General features: G+C 74.6%; 23 protein-coding genes. 18 read left to right on the top strand and 5 right to left on the bottom strand.

Annotated elements, in window-relative coordinates; genetic code table 11:
* Positions 1–40: 40 nt before the first annotated feature.
* Together rlmN and ACFVS0_RS09485 are read left to right on the top strand one after the other, a co-directional pair.
* The gene (gene rlmN / locus ACFVS0_RS09490) at positions 41–1132 is read left to right on the top strand and encodes a 23S rRNA (adenine(2503)-C(2))-methyltransferase RlmN (RefSeq protein ID WP_430549950.1); all 1092 of its coding nucleotides are present in this window, start codon (positions 41–43) and stop codon (positions 1130–1132) included.
* Positions 1129–1680: a DivIVA domain-containing protein gene (locus tag ACFVS0_RS09485; RefSeq protein WP_430549897.1), complete on the top strand. Its 552-nt coding sequence runs from the start codon at positions 1129–1131 to the stop codon at positions 1678–1680. Before rlmN ends, ACFVS0_RS09485 begins: the two co-directional genes overlap by 4 nt.
* A gap of 65 nt (positions 1681–1745) precedes the next feature.
* On the opposite strand, the gene ACFVS0_RS09480 is transcribed toward ACFVS0_RS09485, so the two are convergent.
* On the bottom strand, positions 1746–2150 hold the full coding sequence (locus tag ACFVS0_RS09480) for a MerR family transcriptional regulator (protein WP_430587800.1): 405 nt from the start codon (positions 2148–2150) through the stop codon (positions 1746–1748).
* Between the two features lie 70 nt (positions 2151–2220).
* On the opposite strand from ACFVS0_RS09480, the gene ACFVS0_RS09475 reads away from it, so the two are divergent.
* Entirely contained in the window at positions 2221–3492 is a 1272-nt protein-coding gene (locus tag ACFVS0_RS09475) for an MFS transporter (protein ID WP_430587799.1), read from the top strand.
* A 9-nt stretch (positions 3493–3501) separates the two neighbouring features.
* On the opposite strand, the gene ACFVS0_RS09470 is transcribed toward ACFVS0_RS09475, so the two are convergent.
* Positions 3502–4272, bottom strand: coding sequence for a hypothetical protein (locus ACFVS0_RS09470; RefSeq protein WP_430564606.1), 771 nt, complete (start codon positions 4270–4272; stop codon positions 3502–3504).
* Between the two features lie 212 nt (positions 4273–4484).
* On the opposite strand from ACFVS0_RS09470, the gene dxr reads away from it, so the two are divergent.
* From dxr to ACFVS0_RS09440, 6 genes are all read left to right on the top strand, one after another.
* Positions 4485–5687, top strand: coding sequence for a 1-deoxy-D-xylulose-5-phosphate reductoisomerase (dxr, locus tag ACFVS0_RS09465; RefSeq protein ID WP_430587798.1), 1203 nt, complete (start codon positions 4485–4487; stop codon positions 5685–5687).
* A gap of 67 nt (positions 5688–5754) precedes the next feature.
* Positions 5755–7074, top strand: a complete 1320-nt coding sequence (locus ACFVS0_RS09460; protein WP_430585383.1) for a M50 family metallopeptidase — start codon at positions 5755–5757, stop codon at positions 7072–7074.
* A gap of 136 nt (positions 7075–7210) precedes the next feature.
* Positions 7211–8353, top strand: coding sequence for a flavodoxin-dependent (E)-4-hydroxy-3-methylbut-2-enyl-diphosphate synthase (ispG, locus tag ACFVS0_RS09455; RefSeq protein WP_430549903.1), 1143 nt, complete (start codon positions 7211–7213; stop codon positions 8351–8353).
* Between the two features lie 79 nt (positions 8354–8432).
* A complete protein-coding gene (locus ACFVS0_RS09450; RefSeq protein WP_430549904.1) occupies positions 8433–9383 on the top strand; it encodes a GNAT family N-acetyltransferase in 951 nt (316 codons plus the stop codon).
* Between the two features lie 116 nt (positions 9384–9499).
* Positions 9500–10609, top strand: a complete 1110-nt coding sequence (gene tdh / locus ACFVS0_RS09445; protein WP_430587797.1) for an L-threonine 3-dehydrogenase — start codon at positions 9500–9502, stop codon at positions 10607–10609.
* Between the two features lie 2 nt (positions 10610–10611).
* Positions 10612–11802, top strand: a complete 1191-nt coding sequence (locus ACFVS0_RS09440; RefSeq protein ID WP_430549906.1) for a glycine C-acetyltransferase — start codon at positions 10612–10614, stop codon at positions 11800–11802.
* A 12-nt stretch (positions 11803–11814) separates the two neighbouring features.
* Here ACFVS0_RS09440 and ACFVS0_RS09435 read toward each other — a convergent pair whose 3' ends face one another.
* Positions 11815–12705 (bottom strand): Fpg/Nei family DNA glycosylase, encoded by an 891-nt coding sequence (locus ACFVS0_RS09435; protein ID WP_430587796.1) that lies wholly within the window; start codon positions 12703–12705, stop codon positions 11815–11817.
* 92 nt (positions 12706–12797) lie between these two features.
* Between ACFVS0_RS09435 and ACFVS0_RS09430 the strand changes: the two genes are divergently transcribed.
* Complete coding sequence (locus tag ACFVS0_RS09430; RefSeq protein ID WP_430564599.1) at positions 12798–14630, top strand: proline--tRNA ligase; 1833 nt, start codon at positions 12798–12800, stop codon at positions 14628–14630.
* A 28-nt stretch (positions 14631–14658) separates the two neighbouring features.
* On the opposite strand, the gene ACFVS0_RS09425 is transcribed toward ACFVS0_RS09430, so the two are convergent.
* Complete coding sequence (locus ACFVS0_RS09425; protein ID WP_430587795.1) at positions 14659–15855, bottom strand: DUF4439 domain-containing protein; 1197 nt, start codon at positions 15853–15855, stop codon at positions 14659–14661.
* Between the two features lie 188 nt (positions 15856–16043).
* Here ACFVS0_RS09425 and rimP point away from each other — a divergent pair, with 188 nt between their 5' ends.
* The 6 genes from rimP to truB all read left to right on the top strand — a co-directional run bounded on the left by rimP (position 16044) and on the right by truB (position 22647).
* Positions 16044–16631, top strand: a complete 588-nt coding sequence (gene rimP / locus ACFVS0_RS09420) for a ribosome maturation factor RimP (RefSeq protein WP_430564598.1) — start codon at positions 16044–16046, stop codon at positions 16629–16631.
* A gap of 2 nt (positions 16632–16633) precedes the next feature.
* Positions 16634–17701, top strand: coding sequence for a transcription termination factor NusA (gene nusA / locus ACFVS0_RS09415; RefSeq protein ID WP_430549911.1), 1068 nt, complete (start codon positions 16634–16636; stop codon positions 17699–17701).
* A 15-nt stretch (positions 17702–17716) separates the two neighbouring features.
* Complete coding sequence (locus tag ACFVS0_RS09410; protein WP_430549912.1) at positions 17717–18061, top strand: YlxR family protein; 345 nt, start codon at positions 17717–17719, stop codon at positions 18059–18061.
* Positions 18062–18247: 186 nt separating this feature from the next.
* Entirely contained in the window at positions 18248–21121 is a 2874-nt protein-coding gene (gene infB / locus ACFVS0_RS09405) for a translation initiation factor IF-2 (RefSeq protein WP_430587794.1), read from the top strand.
* A 105-nt stretch (positions 21122–21226) separates the two neighbouring features.
* Positions 21227–21688 (top strand): 30S ribosome-binding factor RbfA, encoded by a 462-nt coding sequence (gene rbfA, locus ACFVS0_RS09400; protein WP_430549914.1) that lies wholly within the window; start codon positions 21227–21229, stop codon positions 21686–21688.
* The gene (gene truB / locus ACFVS0_RS09395; protein ID WP_430587793.1) at positions 21685–22647 is read left to right on the top strand and encodes a tRNA pseudouridine(55) synthase TruB; all 963 of its coding nucleotides are present in this window, start codon (positions 21685–21687) and stop codon (positions 22645–22647) included. The genes rbfA and truB overlap by 4 nt, the downstream gene beginning before the upstream one ends.
* A 43-nt stretch (positions 22648–22690) precedes the next feature.
* On the opposite strand, the gene ACFVS0_RS09390 is transcribed toward truB, so the two are convergent.
* Positions 22691–23809 (bottom strand): hypothetical protein, encoded by a 1119-nt coding sequence (locus ACFVS0_RS09390; RefSeq protein WP_430587792.1) that lies wholly within the window; start codon positions 23807–23809, stop codon positions 22691–22693.
* Positions 23810–23934: 125 nt separating this feature from the next.
* Here ACFVS0_RS09390 and ACFVS0_RS09385 point away from each other — a divergent pair, with 125 nt between their 5' ends.
* A complete protein-coding gene (locus ACFVS0_RS09385) occupies positions 23935–24528 on the top strand; it encodes a TetR/AcrR family transcriptional regulator (RefSeq protein WP_430549917.1) in 594 nt (197 codons plus the stop codon).
* Positions 24529–24621: 93 nt separating this feature from the next.
* A complete protein-coding gene (locus ACFVS0_RS09380) occupies positions 24622–25596 on the top strand; it encodes a bifunctional riboflavin kinase/FAD synthetase (protein ID WP_430549918.1) in 975 nt (324 codons plus the stop codon).
* The last annotated feature ends 288 nt before the right edge of the window (positions 25597–25884 follow it).

Below are 25884 nucleotides of genomic sequence, written 5' to 3'. Positions count from 1 at the left end.
GGTCCGGCCGGGCGACGAGACCGCGCCGATGCCCCTGCAGATGGCGCCGCGCCGCCGGGGCAAGCCGCCGAGGCACTTCGCCGACCTCACGCCCGCCGAGCGCGTCGCGTCGATCCAGGAGATGGGGGAGAAGCCGTTCCGGGCCAAGCAGCTCGCGACGCACTACTTCCAGCACTACACGTCCGACCCGGAGCAGATGACCGACCTGCCGGCGAAGACGCGCGAGGCCATCGCGACGACGATGTTCCCGCAGCTCATCCGCCCGACCCGGCGTCTCGAGGCCGATGGCGGCACCACCGTCAAGACGCTGTGGCACCTGTTCGACGACGCCAAGGTCGAGTCGGTGCTCATGCGCTACCCGCACCGCACCACGCTGTGCGTGTCGTCGCAGGCGGGGTGCGGCATGGCGTGCCCGTTCTGCGCGACGGGCCAGCTGGGCCTCACGCGCAACCTGTCGACGGCGGAGATCCTCGAGCAGGTGCGCGCGGCGAACCGGTCGCTCGCGGCGGGAGAGATCCCCGGGGGGCCCACGCGGCTCAACAACCTCGTGTTCATGGGTATGGGCGAGCCGCTGGCGAACCCGAAGGCCGTCTTCGAGACGGTCCGCGCCCTGGTCGCGCCGCAGCCCGAGGGCTTCGGCATGTCGGCGCGCAACATCACCGTCTCGACCGTGGGGCTGGTGCCCGCGATCGAGAAGCTCACGAAGCTCGAGATCCCGGTGACGCTCGCCCTCAGCCTGCACGCGCCCGACGACGACCTGCGCAGCGAGCTCGTGCCGATCAACACCCGGTGGAGCGTGGACGAGGCCCTCGACGCCGCACGGCGCTACTTCGAGGTCACCGGGCGGCGCGTGTCGATCGAGTACGCGCTCATCAAGGACATGAACGACCACGGCTGGCGCGCCGACCTGCTGGGGGAGAAGCTCAACGCGCGCGGGCGCGGCTGGGTGCACGTCAACCCCATCCCGCTCAACCCCACGCCCGGGTCCATCTGGACCGCGAGCGAGCGTGATGTCGAGGACGAGTTTGTGGCACGCTTGCGCGGGCACGGCATCCCCACCACGATCCGTGACACCCGCGGGAGCGACATCGACGGCGCCTGCGGGCAGCTGGCTGCCGAGGAGGACGAGTGAGCGCACTGTTCAGCACGGTGTCCGCGATGCGCACCGGGTACGACCGCGACGAGGTCGAGGACTTCTTCGACCACGCCCGGCAGGCGTACGAGGGTCGCACTGCGGAGCCCCTGTCGCACGCCGACATCCAGGTGTCGACGTTCGACCTGGTGCGCGGCGGCTACGACACTCACGAGGTCGACGCGGCGCTGGACCGTCTCGAGTCGGCGTTCATCGCGCGGCAGCGCGCCGAGTACGTGGCGGCGCACGGGCAGGAGGCGTGGATGGCCGCGCTGGCCGACCGCGCCCGCACGATGTACGGGCGCCTGGGGCGGCCCGACGGCGACAAGTTCGCCCCGGCCGACCGCGGCGAGCAGGGCTACGACCCGGACGACGTCGACGCGCTGTGCGACCGGCTCGTCGCCTACTTCGACCGGCAGGAGCCGCTGAGCTCCGGCGAGATCCGCTCGGCCACCTTCGGCCGGGCCAAGGGGTCGGACGCCTACGCCGAGGGGCCGGTCGACCGGTTCTTCGCCCGCGCGATCGAGGTGCTGCTCGGGGTCGAGTGACCTCCCGGGGCACGACCGCGAGACCTGACGAGGGCCGCCGACGACACGTCGGCGGCCCTCGTCGTTCACCGGCCGGAGGTCGTGGCGACGCCCGCCGCGGCCTCCGACAGGACGGCGGCCTGCTCGGTGCGGGTGAGGACGTCACGGATCGTGTCCCGGCTGCGGGTGAGGCAGGCGATCTTGTCCTCGATGCCCACGAGCTCCGTGGCGAGCATCTCCGCGACCGTGCGTGGGCAGGTCGGCGCCTCGGACCGGCTCGTCGTCTCCATGTCGAGCAGCACCTTGATCAGGCGTGTGGGGATCCCGGCACGCACCATCCCGGCCACCCTGGACACGCGCTCGACGTCGTCCTCGGAGTAGGTGCGGTACCCGTTCGCCGCGCGGTCGGCCACGAGCAGGCCCTGCTGCTCGTAGTACCGCACGAGGCGCGGCGCGACGCCCGCGCGCCGGGCGAGCTCGCCGATCTTCATCTCGCACCTCCAGGAGTGACCGGGGTCACACTTGACATTGACATCAATGTCAAACTCTAGCGTCGGACACATGACGACACCAGGATCTCCCCCCGCCCCGTCCGACGGGCTCCCGTGGCCCTCCCTGCTGGTCCTCGGCACGGCGACCTTCACGATGGTCACCGCCGAGATGCTGCCGACCGCCGTGCTGCCGCAGATGAGCGCGGGGCTCGGCGTCTCCGAGGCGCGCACCGGGTTGCTCGTGTCCGTGTGGGCCGCCGCGGTGGTGGTGGCGAGCTTCCCGCTCGTGCGCCTCGTCGCCGGCAGGGACCGGCGCGCCGTGGTCGCGGTCGCGCTCGGCGTCCTGGCCGCCTCGTCCCTCGCCACCGCGCTGGCGCCGACGTACGGCGTCGCCGTGGGGGCGCGACTGGTGGGTGCGGCTGCCGTCGGGCTCCTGTGGGCGTCCGCGAACGCGCATGTCGCCGACCTGGTGCCCGACCGGCTGCTCGCCCGCTCGATCGCCGTGGTGCTGGGTGGCGCCACCCTCGGCATGGTGCTCGGCACGCCGCTCGCCAGTCTCGTCACCCGGGTGGTCGGCTGGCGGGCCGCGTTCGCCGGCCTCGCGCTGCTGACGCTGGTGGTCGCCGTCCTGGTGCGACTCGTCGTCGCGCGTGCGGCCGCGCCCGCCACGGAGCGGCCCGGTGAGGGGGCGACGCCGGGCGCCGCGGGACCCGCGCCGGCCGGGGGGCCCGGTCCGATGATCACGGTCACGGCGATCGTCGGCGTGCTGCTGGTGGGGCACTATGGCGCGTACACGTACGTGACGCGCATCGTCGAGGTGCCGGCCGACGCGCTGCCGGGCGGCGTGAGCGGGCTGCTCCTGGTGTTCGGCCTCGCGTCCGCGCTGGGCGTGGTCCTGGCCGGCCGGTTCGGGGCGCGGACCGCCCCCGTGCTCGCGCTCGCTGCCGGCGGGACCGCGCTCGCCCTGCTCGGGCTGGCGGTGGTGGACGTGCATCCGACCCTCGGTGTGGCCGTCGTCGTGCTGTGGGGCGTGTCGTCGGGCGCGCTGCCTCCCCTGGCGCAGACGCTGATCCTGCGCCTCGGCGGGCCGCAGCGGCGGGCGACGTCGTCGGCGCTGATCCCGGTGGTGTTCAACGGCGGCATCGCCGTCGGGGCCGCGCTGGCGTCGTGGGTCGTGGCGGGCGGCGGTGTCGGGGCGCTGCCGGTCCCTGCGGCCGTCGTGGTCGCGGTGACCGCCGTCGCGCTCGGCGCCGGGGCGCGGGCCTGGTCGACGCCGACGGTCGTGGAGAGCGGTGGTGACCGCGCCGGTCGCGCGGTGGCCGAGAGTCCTGCCGGGGTCTGACCCCGCCCGTCAGCAGGCGGGGGCGAGGGCGGAGCCGCTGCCCGTGTTGAGGTAGGCGTCGGACACCCAGTTGCTCGGGCCGATGCGGTACCAGAGGTTCGTGGTGCCGCGGGTGCCCGTGACCGTCTGGCCGCGCGCGTGGCAGAGCAGCGGCACGCGCGCGGTGTCGGCGGCGACGCCGGTCCAGCGGTATCCGGTGCCCGGGCCGGTGCGGACGTTGAGGGTGCCGCCGTCGGCGGAGACGATCCCGGTCCGGGCGGAGCCCTGCCACAGGTAGGTCACGTCGATCCAGGCGTTGGAGCGCAGGCCCAGGCCGTCCCAGTAGGTGCCGTCCGCCAGGTCGATGCCCGCGGGGTTGGTGACCTTGCGGCCGAAGAGGTCCTTGCCGCCGTGGTGGCCGAGCCGGTAGGCGGCGGACGCCTGCGGGGTCCCCTTCGGGAGGTCGCGCGCGGCGTGCCGGGTGGAGCTCCAGTAGTCGTCGGTGGTGTTCCACGGCCCGACGTCCCACACCGGCGCGTACTCGCACCGCGCGCTGTCGGCGCGGCAGACCCGGACGGAGTACGCGCCGTCGCCGTCGGCGGACAGGGCGCGCCGGGAAGGCAGGGCGACGAAGTGGTCCCGCTTCTCGATCGTGTGGCCGTTCGCGGTGCGCTTGCCCACCAGGCCCTCGCGGGTCGCGAAGATGCGGTGGGTCTCGCCGTCGCCGTCCGCGGCGGCGGGTGCCGCCACGCCGACGACCGCCCCGGTGACGAGGGCGGCGATCCCGGCGAGGGTGGACATGGCGCGCTTGCCGACTATCACGCGATAAGGACGCATGTATGCGAACGTAACCGGCGTCACACCCTGCCGCGACCGGGCGAGGGAGGTCCTCGTCCGGAAGTCAAGCACCGGAGCGGGTGAATTCCGCGCCATTCCGCGGCGAGTCGCCGGGTGGGACGACGGGGTGGGACGACGCGGCCGAACGAGCGTGGGGGCCTGGGATGATGGGCGCCATGCCCGACCTCGCGACCCCCCGCACCGTCACGCTCCTCGGTTCCACCGGCTCGATCGGCACGCAGGCGATCGACGTCGTGCGGGCCCACCCCGGGCGGTTCCGAGTGGAGGCGCTGAGCGCGGGCGGGTCCGACGTCGCCCTGCTCGCGGAGCAGGTCGCGACCGTGGGGGCGCGCACGGTGGCCGTCGCGGACGGCGCCCGCGCGGACGACCTGCGTGCCGCGCTGACCGCGCGCCTGGGCGCCCGGGCCGACGGCGTCGAGATGCTGGCGGGACCGGAGGCGGCGACCGAGCTCGCGGGCCGCGGCAGCGACGTCGTCCTCAACGGCATCACCGGGTCGGTGGGCCTGCGGCCCACGCTCGCGGCGCTCGAGGGCGGCTCGACGCTGGCGCTGGCGAACAAGGAGTCGCTCGTGGTGGGCGGCTCGCTGGTCAAGGCCGCGGCCGCGCCCGGGCAGATCGTGCCGGTGGACTCCGAGCACTCGGCGATCGCCCAGGCGTTGCGCGCCGGCGCGCACGCACCCGATCACAGCGAGGTGCGGCGCCTCGTGCTCACGGCCTCCGGCGGGCCGTTCCGCGGTCGCAGCCGCGACGACATCAAGAAGGTCACGGTCGACGAGGCGCTCGCCCACCCCACCTGGGCGATGGGTCCGGTGGTGACGGTGAACTCGGCGTCGCTGATGAACAAGGGCCTCGAGCTCATCGAGGCGCACCTGCTCTTCGACGTGCCGGTCGACGACATCACGGTGGTGGTGCATCCCCAGTCGGTGGTGCACTCCATGGTCGAGTTCCACGACGGGTCGACGATCGCGCAGGCGTCCCCGCCGGACATGCGGCTGCCCATCGCGCTCGGGCTGTCCTGGCCGGAGCGGCTCGACGTCGTCTCCCTGCCCTGCGACTGGACGCGCGCCGCGTCGTGGACGTTCGAGCCGCTCGACGAGGACACGTTCCCGGCGGTCGGGCTGGCGCGCGCCGCCGCCGCGGCGTCGGCCACCCACCCCGCCGTCTACAACGCGGCGAACGAGCAGGGGGTGGCCGCGTTCCTCGCCGGGCGCATCGGCTTCCTCGACATCGTCGAGACGGTGGAGCGGGTGCTGGCCGAGCACGACGGCGTCGCGGCCGCCGGCGTCACGCTCGACGCCGTCGAGGGCGCCGAGCGCTGGGCGCGGGCCCGCGCGGACGAGATCCTCGCGCGGTCCTGACGAACCCTCCACGCCCGCGCGACCGGGGCGCGCGGCGGGTCGCCGCAGGTGTCCTAGGCTCGACGCCGTGGACGTTCTCTCCTGGGTGGTCGGCATCGCCGTGATGGTCGTGGGCCTCGCCCTCTCCATCGGCCTGCACGAGGTGGGCCACATGGTGCCCGCGAAGAAGTTCGGCGTGCGCGTGAGCCAGTACATGGTCGGCTTCGGCCCCACGCTGTGGTCGCGCACCAAGGGGGAGACCGAGTACGGGGTCAAGGCGATCCCGCTGGGCGGCTACGTGCGGATGGTCGGCATGATGCCGCCCGCACCCGAGGGCACCCGCCGTCGCGGCGGCTTCTTCGGGCAGGCGATCGCCGACGCGCGCGACGCGTCCGTGAGCGAGATCCGCCCCGGCGAGGAGCACCGCGCCTTCTACCACCTGTCCACGCCCAAGAAGCTCGTCGTGATGCTCGGCGGCCCGGTGATGAACCTCCTCATCGCGGTCGTGCTCACGTTCGTCGTCCTCGTGGGCATCGGGGCGCCGACGGTGACCACGACCGTCGGCGCGGTGAGCGAGTGCACGCCCACGTCGACGACGGCGGAGGGGGCGCCCGTGTGCGGCGACGACGCCGCGCCGTCCCCGGCGGCCGCGGCGGGTCTGCGTCCGGGCGACGAGATCGTCGAGTGGGACGGCACGGCCGTGACGTCGTGGGAGCAGCTCTCCGGCGCGATCGCGGACGCCCCCGACCAGCAGGTCCCGGTGGTCGTGCTGCGCGACGGCGCGGAGGTCCCGCTGACGGTCACGACGTCGGACCGGCAGGTCCCGGTGGTCGAGGCCGACGGCACCGCGAAGGTCGGCGCCGACGGGCAGCCGGTCACGGAGACCGCGGGGTTCCTGGGCGTCACGCCGACGCAGGAGTACGAGCCGCTGCCGGTCTCGACCGTCCCGGAGGCGGTCTGGCAGCAGGTCTCCGGCACGGCGGGCATGATCGTCACGCTCCCGGTGCGCATCGGCGACGCCGCGGTGCAGGCGTTCACCGACGAGCCGCGGTCGCAGGACTCCGTGGTGTCCGTGGTCGGTGTCGGCCGGATGGCCGTGGACGCCGTCGCCGCGGACGCCCCCGTGATCAGCACGCTGCAGTTCCTGCTGAGCCTGCTGGCCGCGCTCAACGTGGCACTCTTCGTCTTCAACCTCATCCCGCTGCTGCCGCTGGACGGCGGGCACGTCGTCAACGCCCTGTACGAGGGCGCCAAGCGCACGCTCGCGCGGCTGCGCGGGCTCCCGCGGCCCGGTCCGGCCGACGTCGCGCGGATGATGCCGGTGGCCTACGTGATGTTCGTCGTGCTCGTCGGCACCGGGGCGATCCTCATCGTCGCGGACCTGGTCGACCCGGTACGCCTGGGCTGAGGGCCCTCGCCGCCGGCCCGGTCCGGTGAAGGTCGTGCGTGACGACGCGCGGGGATTCCGTGCCGGTGCGGTGCCCGCGTGCGTAGCACCCGCCCGCAGGCGCGATACTGGCACCGTGACTGCGATCAATCTCGGCATGCCTACTCCGCCCGCGCCCACGCTGGCCCCGCGCCGCAAGTCCCGCAAGATCCAGGTGGGCAAGGTGGCCGTCGGCGGTGACGCGCCGATCAGCATCCAGTCCATGACGACGACCCCGACCACGGACATCAACGCGACGCTGCAGCAGATCGCGGAGCTGACGGCGTCGGGCTGCGACATCGTGCGCGTCGCGGTGCCGACCATCGACGACGCGGAGGCGCTGCCCGCCATCGCGAAGAAGTCGCAGATCCCGGTCATCGCGGACATCCACTTCCAGCCCAAGTACGTGTTCGCCGCGATCGACGCCGGCTGCGCCGCCGTGCGCGTGAACCCGGGCAACATCCGCAAGTTCGACGACCAGGTCAAGGAGATCGCGAAGGCGGCCTCCGACGCCGGGGTCTCGCTGCGGATCGGCGTCAACGCCGGCTCCCTCGACAAGCGCCTGCTGGAGAAGTACGGCAAGCCGACCGCGGAGGCGCTGGTCGAGTCCGCCGTGTGGGAGGCGAGCCTGTTCGAGGAGCACGGCTTCCACGACTTCAAGATCTCCGTGAAGCACAACGACCCGGTGGTCATGGTGCGCGCCTACGAGCTGCTCGCGCAGCGCGGCGACTGGCCGCTGCACCTCGGCGTCACCGAGGCGGGCCCGGCGTTCCAGGGCACGATCAAGTCGGCCACCGCGTTCGGGGCCCTGCTCAGCCAGGGCATCGGCGACACGATCCGGGTGTCGCTGTCCGCGCCGCCGGTCGAGGAGGTCAAGGTCGGCACGCAGATCCTGCAGGCGCTCAACCTGCGCCCGCGCAAGCTCGAGATCGTCTCCTGCCCGTCGTGCGGCCGCGCCCAGGTGGACGTCTACACGCTCGCCGAGAAGGTCACCGCGGGCCTCGAGGGGATGACGGTCCCGCTGCGCGTCGCGGTCATGGGTTGCGTCGTCAACGGCCCGGGCGAGGCGCGCGAGGCAGACCTCGGCGTCGCGTCGGGCAACGGCAAGGGCCAGATCTTCGTCAAGGGCGAGGTCATCAAGACCGTCCCGGAGGCGATGATCGTCGAGACCCTCATCGAGGAGGCGATGCGCATCGCCGAGACGATGCCCGCCCCCGAGAACGAGGCGCAGGCCGGGGCCCCGGAGGTCACGGTCGGCTGACGGTCCGGCCGACAGGTCGACCTGTGGCGGCCGCATCGGGGACGATGGCGGGAGGGCCCACGGCGGCGAAGGGGGCGTGATGGGCGGCTGGCGACCGGCGGTGCGGGCGCGCGGGGACGCGCGCGGCCTCGACGTGCGCCGCCCGCGGGCCCGCGTCCTCGGCCAGGAGGACCTCGCCGAGGCCCGCGCCCTGTGCGCCCTCGACCCGGTGACGTCGGTGCTCGCGGCGGCGCGGCTCGAGGTGGCGGCGGTGGCGGGCTTCGCCGCCGCCGGCGGGCAGGCCTGGGGCTTCCCGGCGACGGGCCCGCTGGTCGCGGTCTGCTGGTCCGGCGCGAACCTCGTCCCTGTGCTGGCCCCGGACCTCGCGGGCCGCGACGCGGACGACGCCGTCGCCGCGTTCGCCGCGACGGCCCGCGCCCAGGGGCGGCGCTCCTCGTCGATCGTGGGGGAGCGGACGGCGGCGCTCGCGCTCTGGGACCTGCTCGCGCCCCGCTGGCCGCCGGCGCGCGAGGTGCGCGCCGACCAGCCGTCCCTCGCGATCGCGCGCGACCCCGACGTGGAGCCCGACCCGGAGGTGCGGCGCTCGACCCTCGGTGAGGTGGACGCCGTGCTGCCCGCCTGCGTGCGGATGTTCGCGGAGGAGGTCGGCTACGCCCCGGCCGCGTCGCCGGGCAGCGCGTACGCCCTGCGCGTGCGCTCCCTCGTGGCCGAGGGGCGGTCGTTCGTGCGCATGGAGGCAGCCGGTTCGACCTCGGGCGCGGGCACCGGACCCGGGCCCTTCGTCGCCTTCAAGGCCGAGCTGGGCGCGGTCGCGGGCGGGGTGGCGCAGGTGCAGGGCGTGTGGGTCGACCCGCTGCGGCGCGGGCGCGGCCTGGCCGCGCCCGGCATGGCCGCCGTCGTCGTCGCGACGCGGCGCGAGGTGGCGCCCGTGGTCTCGCTGTACGTCAACGCCTTCAACGCGCCCGCGCTCGCCACCTACCGGCGCGTGGGCTTCGAGCAGGTCGGCACGTTCACGACGGTGCTGTTCTGACCGGTGCCCTGCGGTTCCCGGATCTGTCCGGATCGTGAGATGGTACGGCGCGTGACGACGCGAGCGACGGCGGCAGCCGGGGTGAGGTCCGTGAGGGGTCGACGGGCGGGACGACGATGAGGGCGCTGTACAAGCCGGGGCCGGGCCCGGGGCTGGAGCTGGTGGAGCGGCCCGAGCCGGAGGCCGGCATCGGCGACGTGAAGATCCGGGTGCTGCGCACCGGCATCTGCGGCACCGACCTGCACATCGACCGCTGGGACGACTGGGCCGCGTCCACGATCGCGGCGCCGCTGGTGCCCGGCCACGAGTTCGTCGGCGAGGTCGTCGAGGTCGGGGAGACGGTGCACGACGTCGCCGTGGGCGACCTCGTCTCGGGCGAGGGGCACATCGTCTGCGGCACCTGCCGCAACTGCCGCGCCGGGCGCCGCCAGATGTGCATCCGCACCCAGGGCCTCGGCCTGCACCGCGACGGCGCGTTCGCCGAGTACGTCGTGCTGCCCGCCACCAACGTGTGGGTGCACCACGCCGAGGTCGACCTGGACGTCGCGGCGATCTTCGACCCGCTCGGCAACGCGGTCCACACGGCGCTCGCGTTCCCGGTGATCGGCGAGGACGTGCTCGTGTCCGGCTGCGGGCCCATCGGGCTCATGGCGATCGCCGTCGCCCGGCACGCGGGCGCCCACCTCGTGGTGGGCACGGACGTCAGCCCGGCCCGGCTCGAGATGGCCAAGGCCATGGGCGCGGACGCCGCCCTCGACGTGCGCACGGCCCGGGTCGCCGACGCGCAGCGCGAGCTCGGCCTGCGCGAGGGGTTCGACGTCGGCTTCGAGATGAGCGGGGCACCGAGCGCGCTGCCCGAGATGATCGAGAACATGAACCACGGCGGGCGGATCGCGATGCTCGGCCTGCCGTCCGGGCCGATCGCCGTCGACTGGGGCACGGTCGTGACGCACATGCTCACGCTCAAGGGCATCTACGGCCGGGAGATGTTCGAGACGTGGCAGGCGATGGACGCGATGCTGCGCACCAGCGCGACCCTGCGGACGGCGATCGCGTCGGTCGTGACCGACCGGCTCCCCGCGAGCCGCTGGCGCGAGGGGTTCGAGGCCGCGGCCTCCGCGCACGGCGGCAAGGTCGTGCTCGACTGGACGGACTGGGGCGACGGGCAGGACGACGCGCAGGACGACGCGCAGGACGACGCGCAGGACGACGAGGGGAAGGCGTAGCGATGTACGGGACGTTCCGGGAGCACCTGGCGGGCCAGCTCGCCGAGATCGAGAGCGCGGGTCTCACCAAGCACGAGCGCGGCATCGCCGGCCCGCAGGGCGCGCGCATCCGCGCCGACGGCGCCGAGCTGCTCAACTTCTGCGCCAACAACTACCTCGGGCTGGCCGACGACCCGCGCATCGTCGCGGCGGCGCGGCACGCCCTCGACACGTGGGGCTACGGGCTGGCGAGCGTGCGGTTCATCTGCGGCACGCAGGACCAGCACCGCGACCTGGAGCAGCGCCTGGCGGGCTTCCTGGGGACGGACGACTCGATCCTGTTCTCGTCGTGCTTCGACGCCAACGGCGGGGTCTTCGAGACGCTGTTCGGCGCCGACGACGCGATCGTGTCGGACGCGCTCAACCACGCCTCGCTCATCGACGGCATCCGCCTGTCGAAGGCCGCCCGGTTCCGCTACCGGAACCGGGACATGGCCGACCTCGAGGACCAGCTCCGCGCGGCGCGCGACGGCGGCGCCCGCCACGTCGTGGTCGTCACGGACGGCGTGTTCTCGATGGACGGCTACCTCGCGCCGCTGCGCGAGATCTGCGACCTCGCCGACCGGTACTCCGCGCTCGTCCTCGTGGACGACTCGCACGCGGTGGGGTTCATGGGCGACCACGGCCGTGGGACGCCGGAGCTGCTCGGCGTCGCGGACCGCGTGGACATCCTCACGGGCACGTTCGGCAAGGCCCTGGGCGGCGCGTCCGGCGGCTACGTCGCGGCGCACCAGGAGATCGTCGACCTGCTGCGGCAGCGCGCCCGCCCCTACCTGTTCTCGAACACGCTGGCGCCGACGATCGTGGCGGGCACCCTCACGGCGCTCGACCTCGTGGAGGGCTCCGCGGACCTGCGCGCCAGGCTGACCGAGAACGCCGCCCTGTTCCGTCGTCTCATGACCGAGGCGGGCTTCGACCTGCTGCCCGGCGAGCACCCGATCGTGCCGGTGATGTTCGGCGACGCCGTGCTCGCGGCGAAGGTGGCGGCGGCGATGGGGGAGCGCGGCGTGTACGTCACGGCCTTCTCGTTCCCGGTCGTGCCGCGCGGCGAGGCGCGCATCCGCGTCCAGCTCTCCGCCGCCCACACACCGGAGCAGGTCCGCGCGTGCGTCGACGCCTTCGTGGCGTCGCGCGACGCGGTCGCGGCAGGCTGACCAGCCGGCCTGCTACTTCAGCAGCCTCGACATCCGCCGGTCGGCGAGCACCTGCCCGCCGGTCTGGCAGGTGGCGCAGTACTGCAGCGAGCGGTCGGCGAAGCTGACCTCGCGCACGACGTCGCCGCAGACCGGGCACGCCTCGCCCGTGCGGCCGTGCACGCGCATCCCCGCGCGCTTGGCGTCCTTGAGCTCCTTGGCGGGCTTGCCCGACGACGCCGCGACGGCGTCGCGCAGGGTGGTGACGACGGCGTCGTGCAGCGCCGCGACCTCGTCCGGGGTGAATGACCGGGTGAGCTTGAACGGCGAGACCCGCGCGACGTGCAGGATCTCGTCGGAGTAGGCGTTGCCGATCCCGGCGATCGCCCGCTGGTCGCGCAGCAGGCCCTTGACCTGCTGGTTCCTGTCCTGCATCAGCGCGGCGAGCGCGTCCGGGGTGAAGGCGTCCGAGAGCGGGTCGACGCCGAGCGTGGCGACCTGCTCCACCTCCTGCGGGTCGCGCACCACGTGCACCGCCAGGCGCTTGCGGGTGCCCGCCTCGGTGAGGTCGAAGCCTGCGCCGTCGTCGAGCCGCACCCGCAGCGCCAGCGCCGCCCCGCGCGACGAGCCGCCCATGCGCGGGCGTACCGGCGTGGTCGGCGCCTGGTCCGACCAGCGCACCCAGCCGCCGCGCGACAGGTGGAACAGCAGGTGCGTCTCGTCGCCGTCGGGACCGGCCGTGAGATCGAGCCACTTGCCGTGGCGTGTGACGCCGCGGACCTCCTGGCCGACGAGCGCGGTCACGGGCGGGTCGAACGTCTTGAGCGCGGCGATGGCCGCGACGTCGGCGGCGACGACGCGGTGACCGGTCGTACGAGCGTCGAGGAACTCCGCCAGCGCCTGCACCTCGGGAAGCTCGGGCATGCCGCCATGCTGCCAGCACGGTGCGACGGCGACCAGTGATGCGACGGCGTCACCGGCCGGGGGAGGCCCGCCGCGCCGCTAGGCTTGCCCCCATGTCGATCGCGTCCGCCCGTCAGCCCCAGGGCGACCTGCTCCGCCTGTCCCACCTCTTCGTCCGTACCCTGCGCGAGGACCCGGCCGACGCCGAGGTCGCGAGCCACCGGCTGCTGGTGCGCGCCGGCTACATCCGCCGCGCGGCCCCCGGCATCTACTCCTGGCTGCCGCTCGGCCTGCGCGTGCTGGCGAAGATCGAGGCCGTCGTCCGCGAGGAGATGGAGGCGATCGGTGCGCAGGAGGTGCACTTCCCGGCGCTGCTGCCGCGCGAGCCCTACGAGGCCACCGGCCGCTGGACCGAGTACGGCCCCAACCTCTTCCGGCTGCAGGACCGCAAGGAGGCCGACTACCTCCTGGCGCCCACGCACGAGGAGCTGTTCACGCTGCTGGTGAAGGACCTGTACTCGTCGTACAAGGACCTGCCCCTCGCGCTGTACCAGATCCAGACGAAGTACCGCGACGAGGCCCGGCCCCGCGCCGGCCTCATCCGCGGGCGCGAGTTCATCATGAAGGACGCCTACTCCTTCGACATCGACGACGAGGGTCTCGCGGCGGCGTACGAGCGCCAGCGCGGCGCGTACCAGCGGATCTTCGACCGCCTCGGCCTCGACTACGTCATCGTCTCCGCGACCTCCGGCGCGATGGGCGGCTCCCGCTCGGAGGAGTTCCTGTCCCCGTCGCCCATCGGCGAGGACACGTTCGTGCGCTCGGCGGGCGGGTACGCCGCGAACGTCGAGGCCGTGGTCACGCCCGTGCCGGACGCGCTCCCGTACGACGACGCCCCGTCCGCGCACGTCGAGGACACCCCCGACACCCCGACCATCGAGTCGCTGGTGGCGTGCGCGAACGAGAAGCACGCCCGCCCCGACCGTCCCTGGACCGCCGCGGACACGCTGAAGAACGTGGTGCTCGCCGTCACGCACCCGGACGGTCGGCGCGAGCTGCTCGTCGTGGGGCTGCCGGGCGACCGCGAGGTCGACGTCAAGCGTCTCGAGGCCTCCCTCACCCCGGCCGAGGCCGAGCCCGCCACCGAGGCGGACTTCGCCGCGCACCCGGAGCTCGTCAAGGGGTACATCGGCCCCGGCGTGCTGGGGCCGCAGGGTGCGCAGGTCGAGGCCGAGGACGGTTCGACGAGCTCCGCGATCCGGTACCTGCTCGACCCGCGCGTGGTGCCCGGCACCCGGTGGATCACCGGCGCCGACGCCCCGGGCCGGCACGTCTTCGACCTGGTGGCGGGCCGCGACTTCGCCGCCGACGGCACCATCGAGGCGGCCGAGGTGCGCGCCGGCGACCCCGCGCCCGACGGCTCCGGGCCCCTCGAGCTCGCGCGGGGCATCGAGATCGGCCACATCTTCCAGCTCGGCCGCAAGTACGCCGAGGCGCTCGACCTCAAGGTGCTCGACGTGAACGGCAAGGCCGTGACCGTCACCATGGGCTCGTACGGGATCGGCGTGACGCGGGCCCTCGCGGCGCTCGCGGAGGTCAACCACGACGACAAGGGCCTCGCGTGGCCGGCGCACGTCGCCCCCGCGCACGTGCACGTCGTCGCGACCGGCAAGGGCACGGAGGTGTTCGACGCCGCCGAGAAGCTCGCCACCGAGCTGGTCGACGCGGGCGTCGAGGTGATCTACGACGACCGCCCCAAGGTGTCGCCCGGCGTGAAGTTCGCCGACGCGGAGCTCTTCGGCGTGCCGCTGATCGTCGTCGTCGGCCGCGGTCTCGCGGACGGCCTGGTGGAGGTGCGCCCGCGCGCCGGAGCGTCGGAGCAGGTCCCCGTGGCCGACGCGGCGCGGGTCGTGACCGAGCGCGTCGCGGCCCTGCTGGCGGACTGACACCACCGCGCGGGACGTCCCGCGGTGGTCAGGCGGACGCGTCGTCCCCGGCCTGCTCCGGCAGGCCGGGGAACGGCTCGGGCTCGGCGCCCCAGTCGTCGAGGGCCACGGCGGAGTCGACCAGCAGGTCGACGAGCACCCCGCGGGTGCCGGCCGCCGTCGTGCCGACGAGGGACGCGTAGTCCGTGGCGAGGTCGTTCTCCAGGTCGATCACCAGCGCGTCGTCGCCCTGGTCCGCGAGCCGCGGCACGGCGTAGGCGGCGCGACGCGGGTCGTCCGCCGTGGCCTGCGTGCCCGCCACGGCGGCCCACCCGTCGGCCCGCTGCGCGTGCACCTCGACCCGCTCGAGCAGCCGTTCGCGCGTCGTGCCCGAGCCGATCGCCGCGCGCAGCTGCAGCGCGTAGCGGGTCGCGTCCTCGGACACGACGAGCGTGCTCAGGTCGTGGGGCGTCAGCCCTTCGGGCACCGGTCCGTCGTCCGCCGCTCCCTCGTCCGCCTGCCCGTCCGCCTCGCCGTCGTCCTGCCCGGCGGCGGAGGCGTCGTCGGAGGGAACGTCGGGGGAGGGCACCTCCTGCTCGGCCTCCTCGGCGTCCTCCTCGGTGTCCGCGTCGTCCTGGTCGGCCTCCACCGGCACGGGCACGCGAGGTTCGACGACGTCGGGCCCGGCGACGTCGACCAGCGCCGCGAGGCGCTCGCCCGAGACGGTCTGGGCCGCGCCGACCGACGCCAGCAGCCGGGCCAGCGGCCCGTCGCCGGTGGTCCCGGCGGCCGTCCGCGACCGGGCGGCCGCGTCGTCGAGCGCCTGGACGACGTCGGCCGGGGTCGCCCTGTCCCAGGCCGAGGACTGCGTGTCGGTGGGCGCGCCGGTGGCGAGGCCGGAGTCGTACTCGCCGCCGAGCGCCTCGGCCTGCTCGCGCGAGGACGCGGCGATGCGCGTGAGCTCGGCGACGACACGCTTGCGGGACGTGGGCACCTCCTCGAGCGCGGCCTCGGCGCCGTCGGCCACGAGGAGGGCGTCCGCGACGGCGGTGCGGCGCACCACCTCGAGGCTGTCGGGCACCGGCTCGCCCGCGGGAGGGGCCTCCAGCCGTACCCCGCACCCGGCGAGGAGCCCGACGGCGAGCAGCGCCCCCGCGGCGGCCAGGGGGCGGCGCCGGGCGGCGGTCGGGGCCGCGCCGGTCACGTCGTCGTCGGCGGACCGGTCGGGGGCGGGCTGAGGTTCCATCGAGGCCGATGATGCCACGCGCGCGGCCCGGCCCGTGTGACGTTCCTCCGCCCGTCGGGGGCGGCGGACGGCGCGGGACCGGCCCGTCGTTCGTTACGCTGGTCGCTGCACACAACGACACACCGGCCGCGGGACGTCCCGGCGCGGGAGCACACGGCAGTCCACGACGTGACCCACGGGAGGCAGGGATGGCAGCGCAGCACGGCCGCACGACGGCGGGCGGGGCGAAGGCCGAGGCGGTGCGGCGGGTCGTCACCCCGGCGGTCGACGCCGCGGACCTGTTCCTCGAGGACGTCGTCGTCACGCAGGCCGGCGCGAAGTCGGTCGTGCGCGTCACGGTGGACCTCCCCGAGGACGTGCCGGGCAGCCTCGACTCCGACACCCTCGGCGACGTCTCGCGCGCGATCTCCGCCGCGCTGGACGCCGACGACGTCGTCCCCGGCGCGTACACGCTCGAGATCTCGACGCCCGGCACCTCCCGGCCGCTGACCGAGGTGCGCCACTTTCGGCGCGCCCGCGGCCGCCTGGTGGTGCTGCGGCTGCGCACGGGGGGCACGACGTCCGGGCGCCTGGTGGAGGTCGAGGCCGGGGCGGGCGACGACGCGGAGCTCGTGCTGGAGGACGGCACCCGGGTGCCCCTCGCCGATGTGCGCCAGGGCAAGATCGAGGTCGAGCTGAAGCGCCTGGACGAGGCGCCCCTCGACACGGACACGGACACGGACACGGGCGCCGCCCGGGACCACACCACGGGCTCTGCCCGTCACGAGGAGGGCTGACGATGGACATCGACATGAGCACGCTTCGGCTGCTGGAGCGGGAGCGGGACATCAGCCTCGACGTCCTCGTGGAAGCGATCGAGCAGGCGCTGCTGTCGGCCTACCACCGCACGCCCGACGCCTACCCGCGCGCCCGCGTCGAGGTGGACCGCAAGTCCGGCCACGTCGCCGTGTGGGCGCGCGAGGAGATCCGCACGCCGGACCCCGAGGACCCCGAGGCGCGGCCCACGATCGAGCTGGGGCCCGAGTTCGACCACACGCCCGCGGACTTCGGCCGCATCGCCACGGCGACGGCGCGGCAGGTCATCGTGCAGCGGCTGCGCGACGCCGAGGACGACCAGGTGCTCGGCATGTTCCGGGGCAAGGAGGGCGAGGTCCTCGCCGGCGTCATCCAGCAGGGCCGCGACCCGCGGGTCGTCCTCGTGGACGTGGGCGGCACCGAGGCCGTCCTGCCGCCGCACGAGCAGGTGCCCACCGAGGAGTACGTGCACGGCGAGCGGCTGCGCGCCTACGTGGTCGAGGTGTCGCGGGGGATGAAGGGCGCCCAGGTGGTGCTGAGCCGCACGCACCCGGGCCTGGTGCGCAAGCTCTTCGAGCTCGAGGTCCCGGAGATCGCGGACGGTGCCGTCGAGATCACGGCCATCGCCCGCGAGGCGGGTCACCGGTCCAAGGTCGCCGTCCGGTCCAAGGTGGCCGGGCTGAACGCCAAGGGCGCCTGCATCGGCCCGATGGGAGCGCGCGTGCGTGCCGTCATGGCGGAGCTGCACGGGGAGAAGATCGACATCGTCGACCACAGCGACGACCCCGCCCGCTTCGTGGCCAACGCGCTCTCGCCGGCACGTGTGACCTCCGTCACCGTGGTCGACGCCGACGCCAAGGCCGCGCGGGCGGTCGTGCCGGACTACCAGCTGTCGCTCGCGATCGGCAAGGAGGGGCAGAACGCCCGTCTCGCCGCGAAGCTGACGGGCTGGCGCATCGACATCCGGTCGGACGAGGCGGCGCCCGCCGGCGGCGGTGTGGAGGGCGACGACGCAGGTGGCCCCGCGGCGAGCCGCGGGGCCGAGGGCTGAGGCCGGTCACGGCACGTGGGTCGTCGCGCTAGACTGTCGGGGACCGGGCCACGCGCCCAGCCCTCGACCTCCCCACGTACCCCTCCGGAAACCTCCGGCCCGGTACGGACGTGCGTCGGGTGCAGGGAGCGTGACCAGCGGTCCGCTCTTCTGCGGCTGGTGCTCGAGCCGTCGGGACGCGAGGGAGTCCTCGTGGTCGACGTGCGAGGGTGCCTGCCGGGGCGTGGCGCCTGGATCCATCCGACGCCCGCCTGCCTGGCGCTCGCCGAGCGTCGTCGGGCCGTGCCGCGCGCCCTGCGCGTCACGGGGCCCCTCGACCTCTCCGGCGTCCGGGAACACCTGGAGCGGCGAGACCGTTGAGTCCCTCCGGTCCGCACCGCCACCCGGCGGCCGGACCATCGCGACCGAGCATGCTCGGCCGCACCCACTGAAGTCGACAAGGAAGCGGGTCAGAAGCCGATGGGCACCCGATGAGTTCCGTGCGATGAGTACTCGGTACTAACGACGGTCCTCCCTGTCTCGCAGGAGGGCCGAGACAGGAGAGTTGTGGCGAAGATCCGCGTTCACGAGCTGGCCAAGCAGCTCGGGGTGGAGAGCAAGACCCTGCTCGCCGACCTGAAGTCGGCGGGCGAGTTCGTCCGTTCGGCGTCCTCGACGCTCGAGGCACCGGTCGAGCGAGCCATGCGCGACAAGTACAAGGGCGCGGCCCCCGCGTCCTCGGGCGCCCCGGCGAGCAAGCCCGCCGAGCCGAAGGCTGCGGCGCCCCGCGCCGAGCAGAAGCCCGCTCTGGCGAAGCCTGCCCCCAAGCCCGCCGCGCAGAAGCCGGCGCCCGCGCCCGAGGCCGAGGTGCCCGCCGCCCCGGCGGCCGCGACGCCCGCCGCGGCAGCGCCGGAGTCCCCGGCCAGGCCCGCCAACCGTCCCGGCGCGCCGACCCCCGGTCCGCGTCCCGCGGCGCCGAAGCCGGCACCGGCCGCGCGCGAGCAGCGCGACGGCGGGCGTGACGGTGGTCGCGACGGCGGCAAGGGCGGCCGCTCCCCGCGTCCGGGCAACAACCCGTTCGCGTCGAGCCAGGGCATGCCGCGCCAGGGGCAGCGCCCCGGCGGCGCCGGCGGCCCGCGCCCGGGCAACAACCCGTTCGCGTCCAGCCAGGGCATGCCGCGCCCCGGTCAGCGCCCGGACCGCGGCGAGGCCGCGCCCGAGCGTTCCGGCGAGCGTCCGGGCGGTCCCCGTCCGGGTGGCCCCCGTCCCGGTGGCCCGCGTCCCGCGGCGCCCCGTCCCGGCGGGCCGCGCCCCAACCCCGGCATGATGCCGGGCAAGACCTCGATGCCGCGCCCCGGCGAGCGTCCGGCGCCCTCGGGCGGCGGTCGTGGCGGCCGCGGTGGCGGTCCCGGTGGCGGCCCCGGCGGTGGCGGTGGCTTCCGTCCCGGCGGTGGAGGCGGCTTCGGCGGCCGTCCCGGCGGCCGTGGTGGCGCCGGTCGCGGCTCCACGCAGGGTGCGTTCGGCCGCGCAGGCGGCCGTCCGGTCCGCGGGCGGAAGTCGAAGCGCGCGAAGCGCCAGGAGTTCGAGCAGATGCAGGCGCCGTCGCTCGGCGGCGTGCAGGTGCCCCGCGGCAACGGTTCGACCGTCGTCCGCCTGCGCCACGGCTCGTCGCTGAACGACTTCGCGGACAAGATCGACGCGAACCCCGCCAGCCTGGTCACGGTGCTGTTCCACCTCGGTGAGATGGCGACCGCGACGCAGTCGCTGGACGAGGACACGTTCGGCACGCTCGCGAACGAGCTCGGGTACGTCATCGAGATGGTCTCGGCCGAGGAGGAGGACCGGGAGCTGCTCGGGGCCTTCGACATCGACCTCGACGCCGAGCTCGAGGGCGAGTCCGACGAGGACCTCGCGGCGCGTCCTCCGGTCGTCACCGTCATGGGCCACGTCGACCACGGCAAGACGCGTCTTCTCGACGCGATCCGCCAGACCGACGTCGTCTCCGGCGAGGCCGGCGGCATCACCCAGCACATCGGTGCCTACCAGGTGCGCCGGGAGCACGAGGGCGTCGAGCGTCCGATCACGTTCATCGACACCCCGGGTCACGAGGCGTTCACCGCCATGCGTGCCCGTGGTGCCCAGGTGACCGACATCGCGATCCTCGTGGTCGCCGCCGACGACGGCGTCATGCCGCAGACGGTGGAGGCGCTCAACCACGCCCAGGCGGCCAACGTGCCGATCGTGGTCGCGGTGAACAAGGTGGACAAGGAGGGGGCCAACCCCGACAAGATCCGCCAGCAGCTCACCGAGTACAACCTGGTGGCCGAGGAGTACGGCGGCGACACGATGTTCGTCGACGTGTCCGCGAAGCAGAACCAGGGCATCGACCAGCTCCTCGAGGCCGTGCTGCTCACGGCGGACGCCTCGCTGGACCTCCGGGCGAACCCGGACAAGGACGCGCGAGGCGTGGCCATCGAGGCCAACCTCGACAAGGGCCGCGGCGCCGTCGCGACCGTCCTGGTCCAGTCGGGCACGCTGCACGTCGGCGACGCGATCGTCGCGGGCACGGCCCACGGCCGCGTGCGCGCCATGTTCGACGAGCACGGCACCGCGCTGACCGAGGCGGGCCCGGCCCGACCGGTCCTGGTGCTCGGCCTGGCGTCCGTGCCGAGCGCCGGCGACACCTTCCTGGTGGCGCCGGACGAGCGCACCGCCCGGCAGATCGCCGAGAAGCGCGAGGCAGCCGAGCGCGCCGCCCTCCTGGCCAAGCGCCGCAAGCGCATCAGCCTCGAGGACTTCACCAAGGCGCTCGAGCAGGGCAAGGTCGAGACCCTCAACCTGGTCCTCAAGGGCGACGTCTCCGGTGCCGTCGAGGCCCTGGAGGACGCGCTGCTCAAGATCGACGTGGGCGACGAGGTCGAGCTGCGGGTCATCCACCGCGGTGTCGGTGCGATCACGCAGAACGACGTCAACCTGGCCACGGTCGACAACGCGATCATCATCGGCTTCAACGTGAAGTTCGGTGAGCGTGTCGAGGACCTCGCGGACCGCGAGGGCGTCGAGGTCAAGTTCTACTCGGTCATCTACCAGGCGATCGACGACGTCGAGGCAGCCCTCAAGGGGATGCTCAAGCCGGAGTACGAGGAGGCCCAGCTGGGCACCGCGGAGATCCGCCAGGTCTTCCGCTCCTCGAAGTTCGGCAACATCGCGGGTTCGATCGTCCGGTCGGGCACCATCCGCCGCAACACCAAGGCGCGCGTCCTGCGCAACGGCAAGATCGTCGGGGACGACCTCACGATCGAGTCGCTGCGCCGCGAGAAGGACGACGTCACCGAGGTCCGCGAGGGCTTCGAGTGCGGTATCGGACTCGGGTCGTTCAACGACGTCACCGAGGGTGACATCATCGAGACCTTCGAGATGCGCGAGAAGCCGCGCGCCTGACGGTCGCGCCGCACGGTACAGCCCGACGGCGTCCCGCACCGGCCCCGCTCCGACAGGAGCAGGGCCGGGCGGGGCGCCGTCGGCGTCGAGAGAGGGAGACACACTATGCCCGGCCCCCAGGGCAACAACCGGCCCGAGAACCCGCGCGCCCGCAAGCTGGCGGACCGCATCAAGGAGATCGTCGCGCAGCTGCTCGACACGCGGATCAAGGACCCGCGTCTCGGCTTCGTCACGGTGACCGACGTCCGCGTGACCGGCGACCTGCAGAACGCCTCGATCTTCTACACCGTGCTCGGCACGGACGAGGAGCGGGCGGGCACGGCCGCGGCGCTGGAGAGCGCCAAGGGCATGATCCGCTCGGAGGTCGGCAAGCAGACCGGCGTGCGGCTCACCCCGACCATCGAGTTCTTCCTGGACTCGATGCCGGAGAACGCCGCGCACCTGGACGCCGCGCTCCTGGAGGCCCAGCGCCGGGACGCCGAGCTCGCCGCGCTGCGCGAGGGCAAGGGGTTCGCCGGCGACGAGGACCCGTACCGCAAGGCGCGCGAGGACGACGAGGACGAGTGAGCGGCCCCGGGGAGCGTCCGCCCCGCCGCCCGACCGCGCCCGACGGGTTCCTGGTGGTCGACAAGCCCGCCGGCTGGACCAGCCACGACGTCGTCGGCCGGTGCCGGCGGCTGGCGGGCACCCGCAAGGTCGGCCACGCGGGCACGCTCGACCCGATGGCGACGGGCGTGCTCGTCGTCGGGGTCGGCCGGGCCACGAAGCTGCTCACGTACGTGGTCGGGGCGGACAAGGCGTACGACGCGACGATCCGCCTGGGCGCCACCACCAGCACCGACGACGCGGAGGGTGAGATCGTCGAGGCGCGCGGCGTCGGCGAGGGCGTCGACGACGCCGCCCTGGCGCGCGAGGTGGCCGTCCTGACGGGGGAGATCCGGCAGGTGCCCACCACGGTGAGCGCGATCAAGGTCGACGGCAAGCGTGCCTACGCGCGCGCCCGGGCGGGGGAGGACGTGGTCCTGGAGGCCCGGCCGGTCACCGTGAGCCGCTTCGACGTGCACGCCACGCGGCCCGCGACGACGGGCGACGGCGTGGCCGCGCTCGACGTCGACGTGACCGTCGTCGTGTCCTCGGGGACGTACGTCCGGGCGCTGGCCCGCGACCTGGGCGCCGCGCTCGGGACGGGCGGCCACCTCACGGCGCTGCGCCGTACGCGGGTGGGTGGCTACGACCTCGGCACGGCCCGCACGCTCGAGGAGCTCGAGGCCCAGGCCGACGCCGACGGCGTGCTCGCGACGGTGCCGCTCGCGGACGCCGCCCGGGCGACGTTCCCCGTGCGCGAGCTCACGCCGGACGAGGCGCGCGCCCTCGGCTACGGCCAGTGGGTGCCCGCGAGCGGCGAGCGGGGCACGGTCGCCGCGATCGGGCCGGACGGCGCGCTGGTCGCGCTGCTGGAGGACACCCGGCGGCGGGGCGAGGCGCTGGCGAAGCCCGTGCTCGTCCTCGCCCCGGCGGGCGGCTGACCCGGGCCGCTCGAGGCGGCCCGGGCGCAGCGCGCGGTGCGCGTCAGCCCTGCGGGGCCGGCTCGGCGTGCCGGGCGGCGCGCTCCAGCGCCTCGTCGCGGGCGGCCTCGGCGTCGGGCTCGACGCCGCCCGCGGTGCGCAGGTGCCCCACGAGCGACATCACGACGCCCGCGCCCGCCCAGAGCCCGAGGGCGAGCCAGGCGCGCCCCGCGTCGGCGGCCGGGAAGTAGGACAGGTCGCGCAGCAGGGTGGCGCCCGCGCCCGGCGGGAACCACTGGCCGATCGCGCCCCAGTGCCACGGGAGGAACTCGGGCGGCACGGTGGCGCCGGAGATCGGGTTGGCGACCAGCATCATCGTGACGGCTCCGAGAGCGATGCCGGCCCGCCCGAGCAGTGCCACGAACCCGGTGATGGGCGCGGCGACGGCCGCCAGGGCGAGGGCGGCGGCACCGGCGTTCGTCCACCAGTCGCCCTGCAGCGCCCCGAACCAGGACTGCAGCACCGCCACCAGGACGACGCCGCCCGCGGCCGCATAGACCGACACGGCGAGCACCCGGCGCGCGGCGCCCACCACGAGCAGCGAGATCGCGATCCCGCCGATCATCCCGCCGAGCAGCAGAGGGAACATGGCCGCCGTCAGCCCGGCGCCCCGCGGGTCGTCGGCGGACAGGGGCACGACATCGGTCACGGCGACGGTGGGAGCGGCGGACGCGTCCGCCCCCGAGGCGAGCGCCTGCTGGACGAGCCCGTCCTGCAGCTGGCCCGCCGCCGCGGTGAGGAGCTGGCTCGTCACCGTGCTCGCGGCCGAGGCCGTGAGCACCTCGGGCGTCTCGCCCAGCACGATCGCGCCGTAGACGTCGCGGGACTCGACCGCGGCGACGGCGGCGTCGCGGTCGGCGACAGGCACGAGGTCGAGCGTTCCGGGCTGTGCCTCGTCGAGGGTGGCACCGAGGCCCGCGACGGCCTGCTCCGGGCCGGCGACGGCCACCGGGAGGTCCTTCGGCTCGGCGGTGACGGCGGGCCAGGAGAAGGCGAGCACGAGCACGCCGACGACGGCGGCGACGCCGAGCGCCACGGCTACGACCCGGCCCCACGGGGTGCGGGGGACCGGGCGCGGCGGGGAGGTGGGCGGTGCGGCGGGGGCGACGGTCGTCGACGACATGGTGGTCTCCGGTGCTGAGGACTGGGTCGAGAAATCAAAAAACGAATGTTCGTTCTTTATGGCAAGCCTGCGCGGGTGTCCCTAGACTTGTCAACCGTCCGCCAGCGCCCTCGGGAAGGGGTCCGATGCCACGAGTGACCGAGGCGCACCGCGAGGCGCGGCGCGCGCAGATCCGGGCCGCGGCCCTGCGGGCGTTCACCGCCAAGGGCTACCAGCGAGCCTCCATCTCCGACGTCGTCGCCGAGTCGGGGCTGTCGGCGGGCGCGATCTACGGCCACTACGACGGCAAGCAGGCGCTCTTCGCCGCGGTCGCCGAGGAGGTGCTCTCCCGGCGCAGCACGGAGATCGACGCCGCCGGCGACGACGGCGTCCCGCCCTCGCCGATCGAGGTGCTCACGATCCTCACGGGCGGCATGGCCCGGGACCTCGAGGACGGGAAGGTGCTCGTCCAGCTCTGGTCGGAGTCCACCGTGGACCCGGTGATCCACGATGTCGTCCAGCACGTCGTCGTCGACCTGCGGAACGTCCTGACCGCCGCGCTGCAGGCGTGGTTCGGGGCGCGGCCCGACCTGGCGCCCGACGGGCCCGACGCCGCGGCGCGGCTGCTGCTCCCCGTGATGATGGGGCTGGGCCAGGGGTTTCTCATGCAGCGCGCGCTGCTCGACGACTTCGACCCGGAGCGCTATCTCACGGCCGCCGCGGCGGTGCTCCCGGGGTGAGGCGGTCCGCGGCCCCGGCGTCGGTCTATCCTTGACGGTCGGCACCCGGCGCGGGTGCCGACGGCCGGCCATCGACGAGACGGAGCGCGACGCGTGCAGGTGTTCACGGACCTGGACCAGGTCCCCGACGGGTTCGGTCCGTCGGTCGTCACGATCGGTAACTTCGACGGCGTCCACCGCGGTCACCAGGCCGTGCTGGGGCGCCTCGTGGGCCTGGCCCGCGCCGACGAACGGCTCGCGGTGGCGCTCACCTTCGACCCGCACCCGGCCCAGGTGCACCGCCCGGAGACGGCGCCGGAGCTGCTGACGGGGCTGCGCGACCGGCTCGACCTCATGGGCCGTGCGGGCCTCGACGCCGTGCTGGTCGTGCCGTACACGCTCGACCTCGCCGCGCTGACGCCGGAGGAGTTCGTCACCCGCTACCTCACGGGCGGCCTGGGCGCACGCACCGTCGTCGTCGGGCACGACGTGCGGTTCGGCAAGGGCAACGCTGGCACGCTCGCCACGATGGTGGAGCTCGGCGGCACGCACGGCTTCGAGGTCGTGGCCGTGGACGACGTGGGCGAGTGCGCGCCGGGCAGCGCCGGGGCCCGCGAGCGCTGGTCGTCGTCGGCGGCCCGCGCGCTGCTCGCCGAGGGCGACGTGGCGCAGGCGGCCGAGGTGCTCGGCCGCCCCCACCGGGTGCGCGGCACCGTGGTGCACGGGGACGCGCGCGGGCGCGAGCTCGGCTTCCCGACGGCGAACCTCGGCCACGTCGAGGGCATGGTCCCCGCCGACGGCGTGTACGCCGGTCGGCTGCTGCGGCCGGCGCTCGCCCAGGAGGACCCCGGGAACCCCGACGCGGACCTGCCCGCCGCCATCTCCGTGGGCACCAACCCGACCTTCGACGGCGTGGAGCGGCGCGTGGAGGCCTACGTGCTCGACCGTGACGACCTGGACCTCTACGGGGAGACGGTCGTGCTGGAGCTGGTCGAGCGGCTGCGCCCGACCCTGCGCTTCGACGGCATCGATCCGCTCATCGAGCAGATGCACGCGGACGTCGCGCGGGCGCGCGACATCCTGCGCTGACCCGCGCGAGCGGGTGAAAGTCCCCGCGGCCGGTCACGGCCGCGGGGGAGGTCCCTCCTTCCTGGCGTGACGGACCGGGCGTGCCCGGTCCGTGGGCCGCGGTGACACCGCGGGCCCGTCGCGGCGCGCCACCGCCCTCCCTGATCCACGGCGGTGGCCGCGTCGCAGCGCGCAGTCCCGGGGGGCCCCCCCCTCCCCCCCCCCGCGGCGGGCCCGGAACCCCCCCCCCCCCCCGCAGGGACCCACCCCCCCCCCCCCCCCCCCCGCAGAAAAAACGGTAGCCCCGCA

Source organism: Isoptericola sp. NPDC058082 (assembly GCF_042885055.1).
In the GTDB taxonomy this organism is placed as follows: domain Bacteria; phylum Actinomycetota; class Actinomycetes; order Actinomycetales; family Cellulomonadaceae; genus Isoptericola.
Note: the sequence above shows the minus strand (reverse complement) of the source record. Positions and strands in the feature narration are given on the sequence as shown.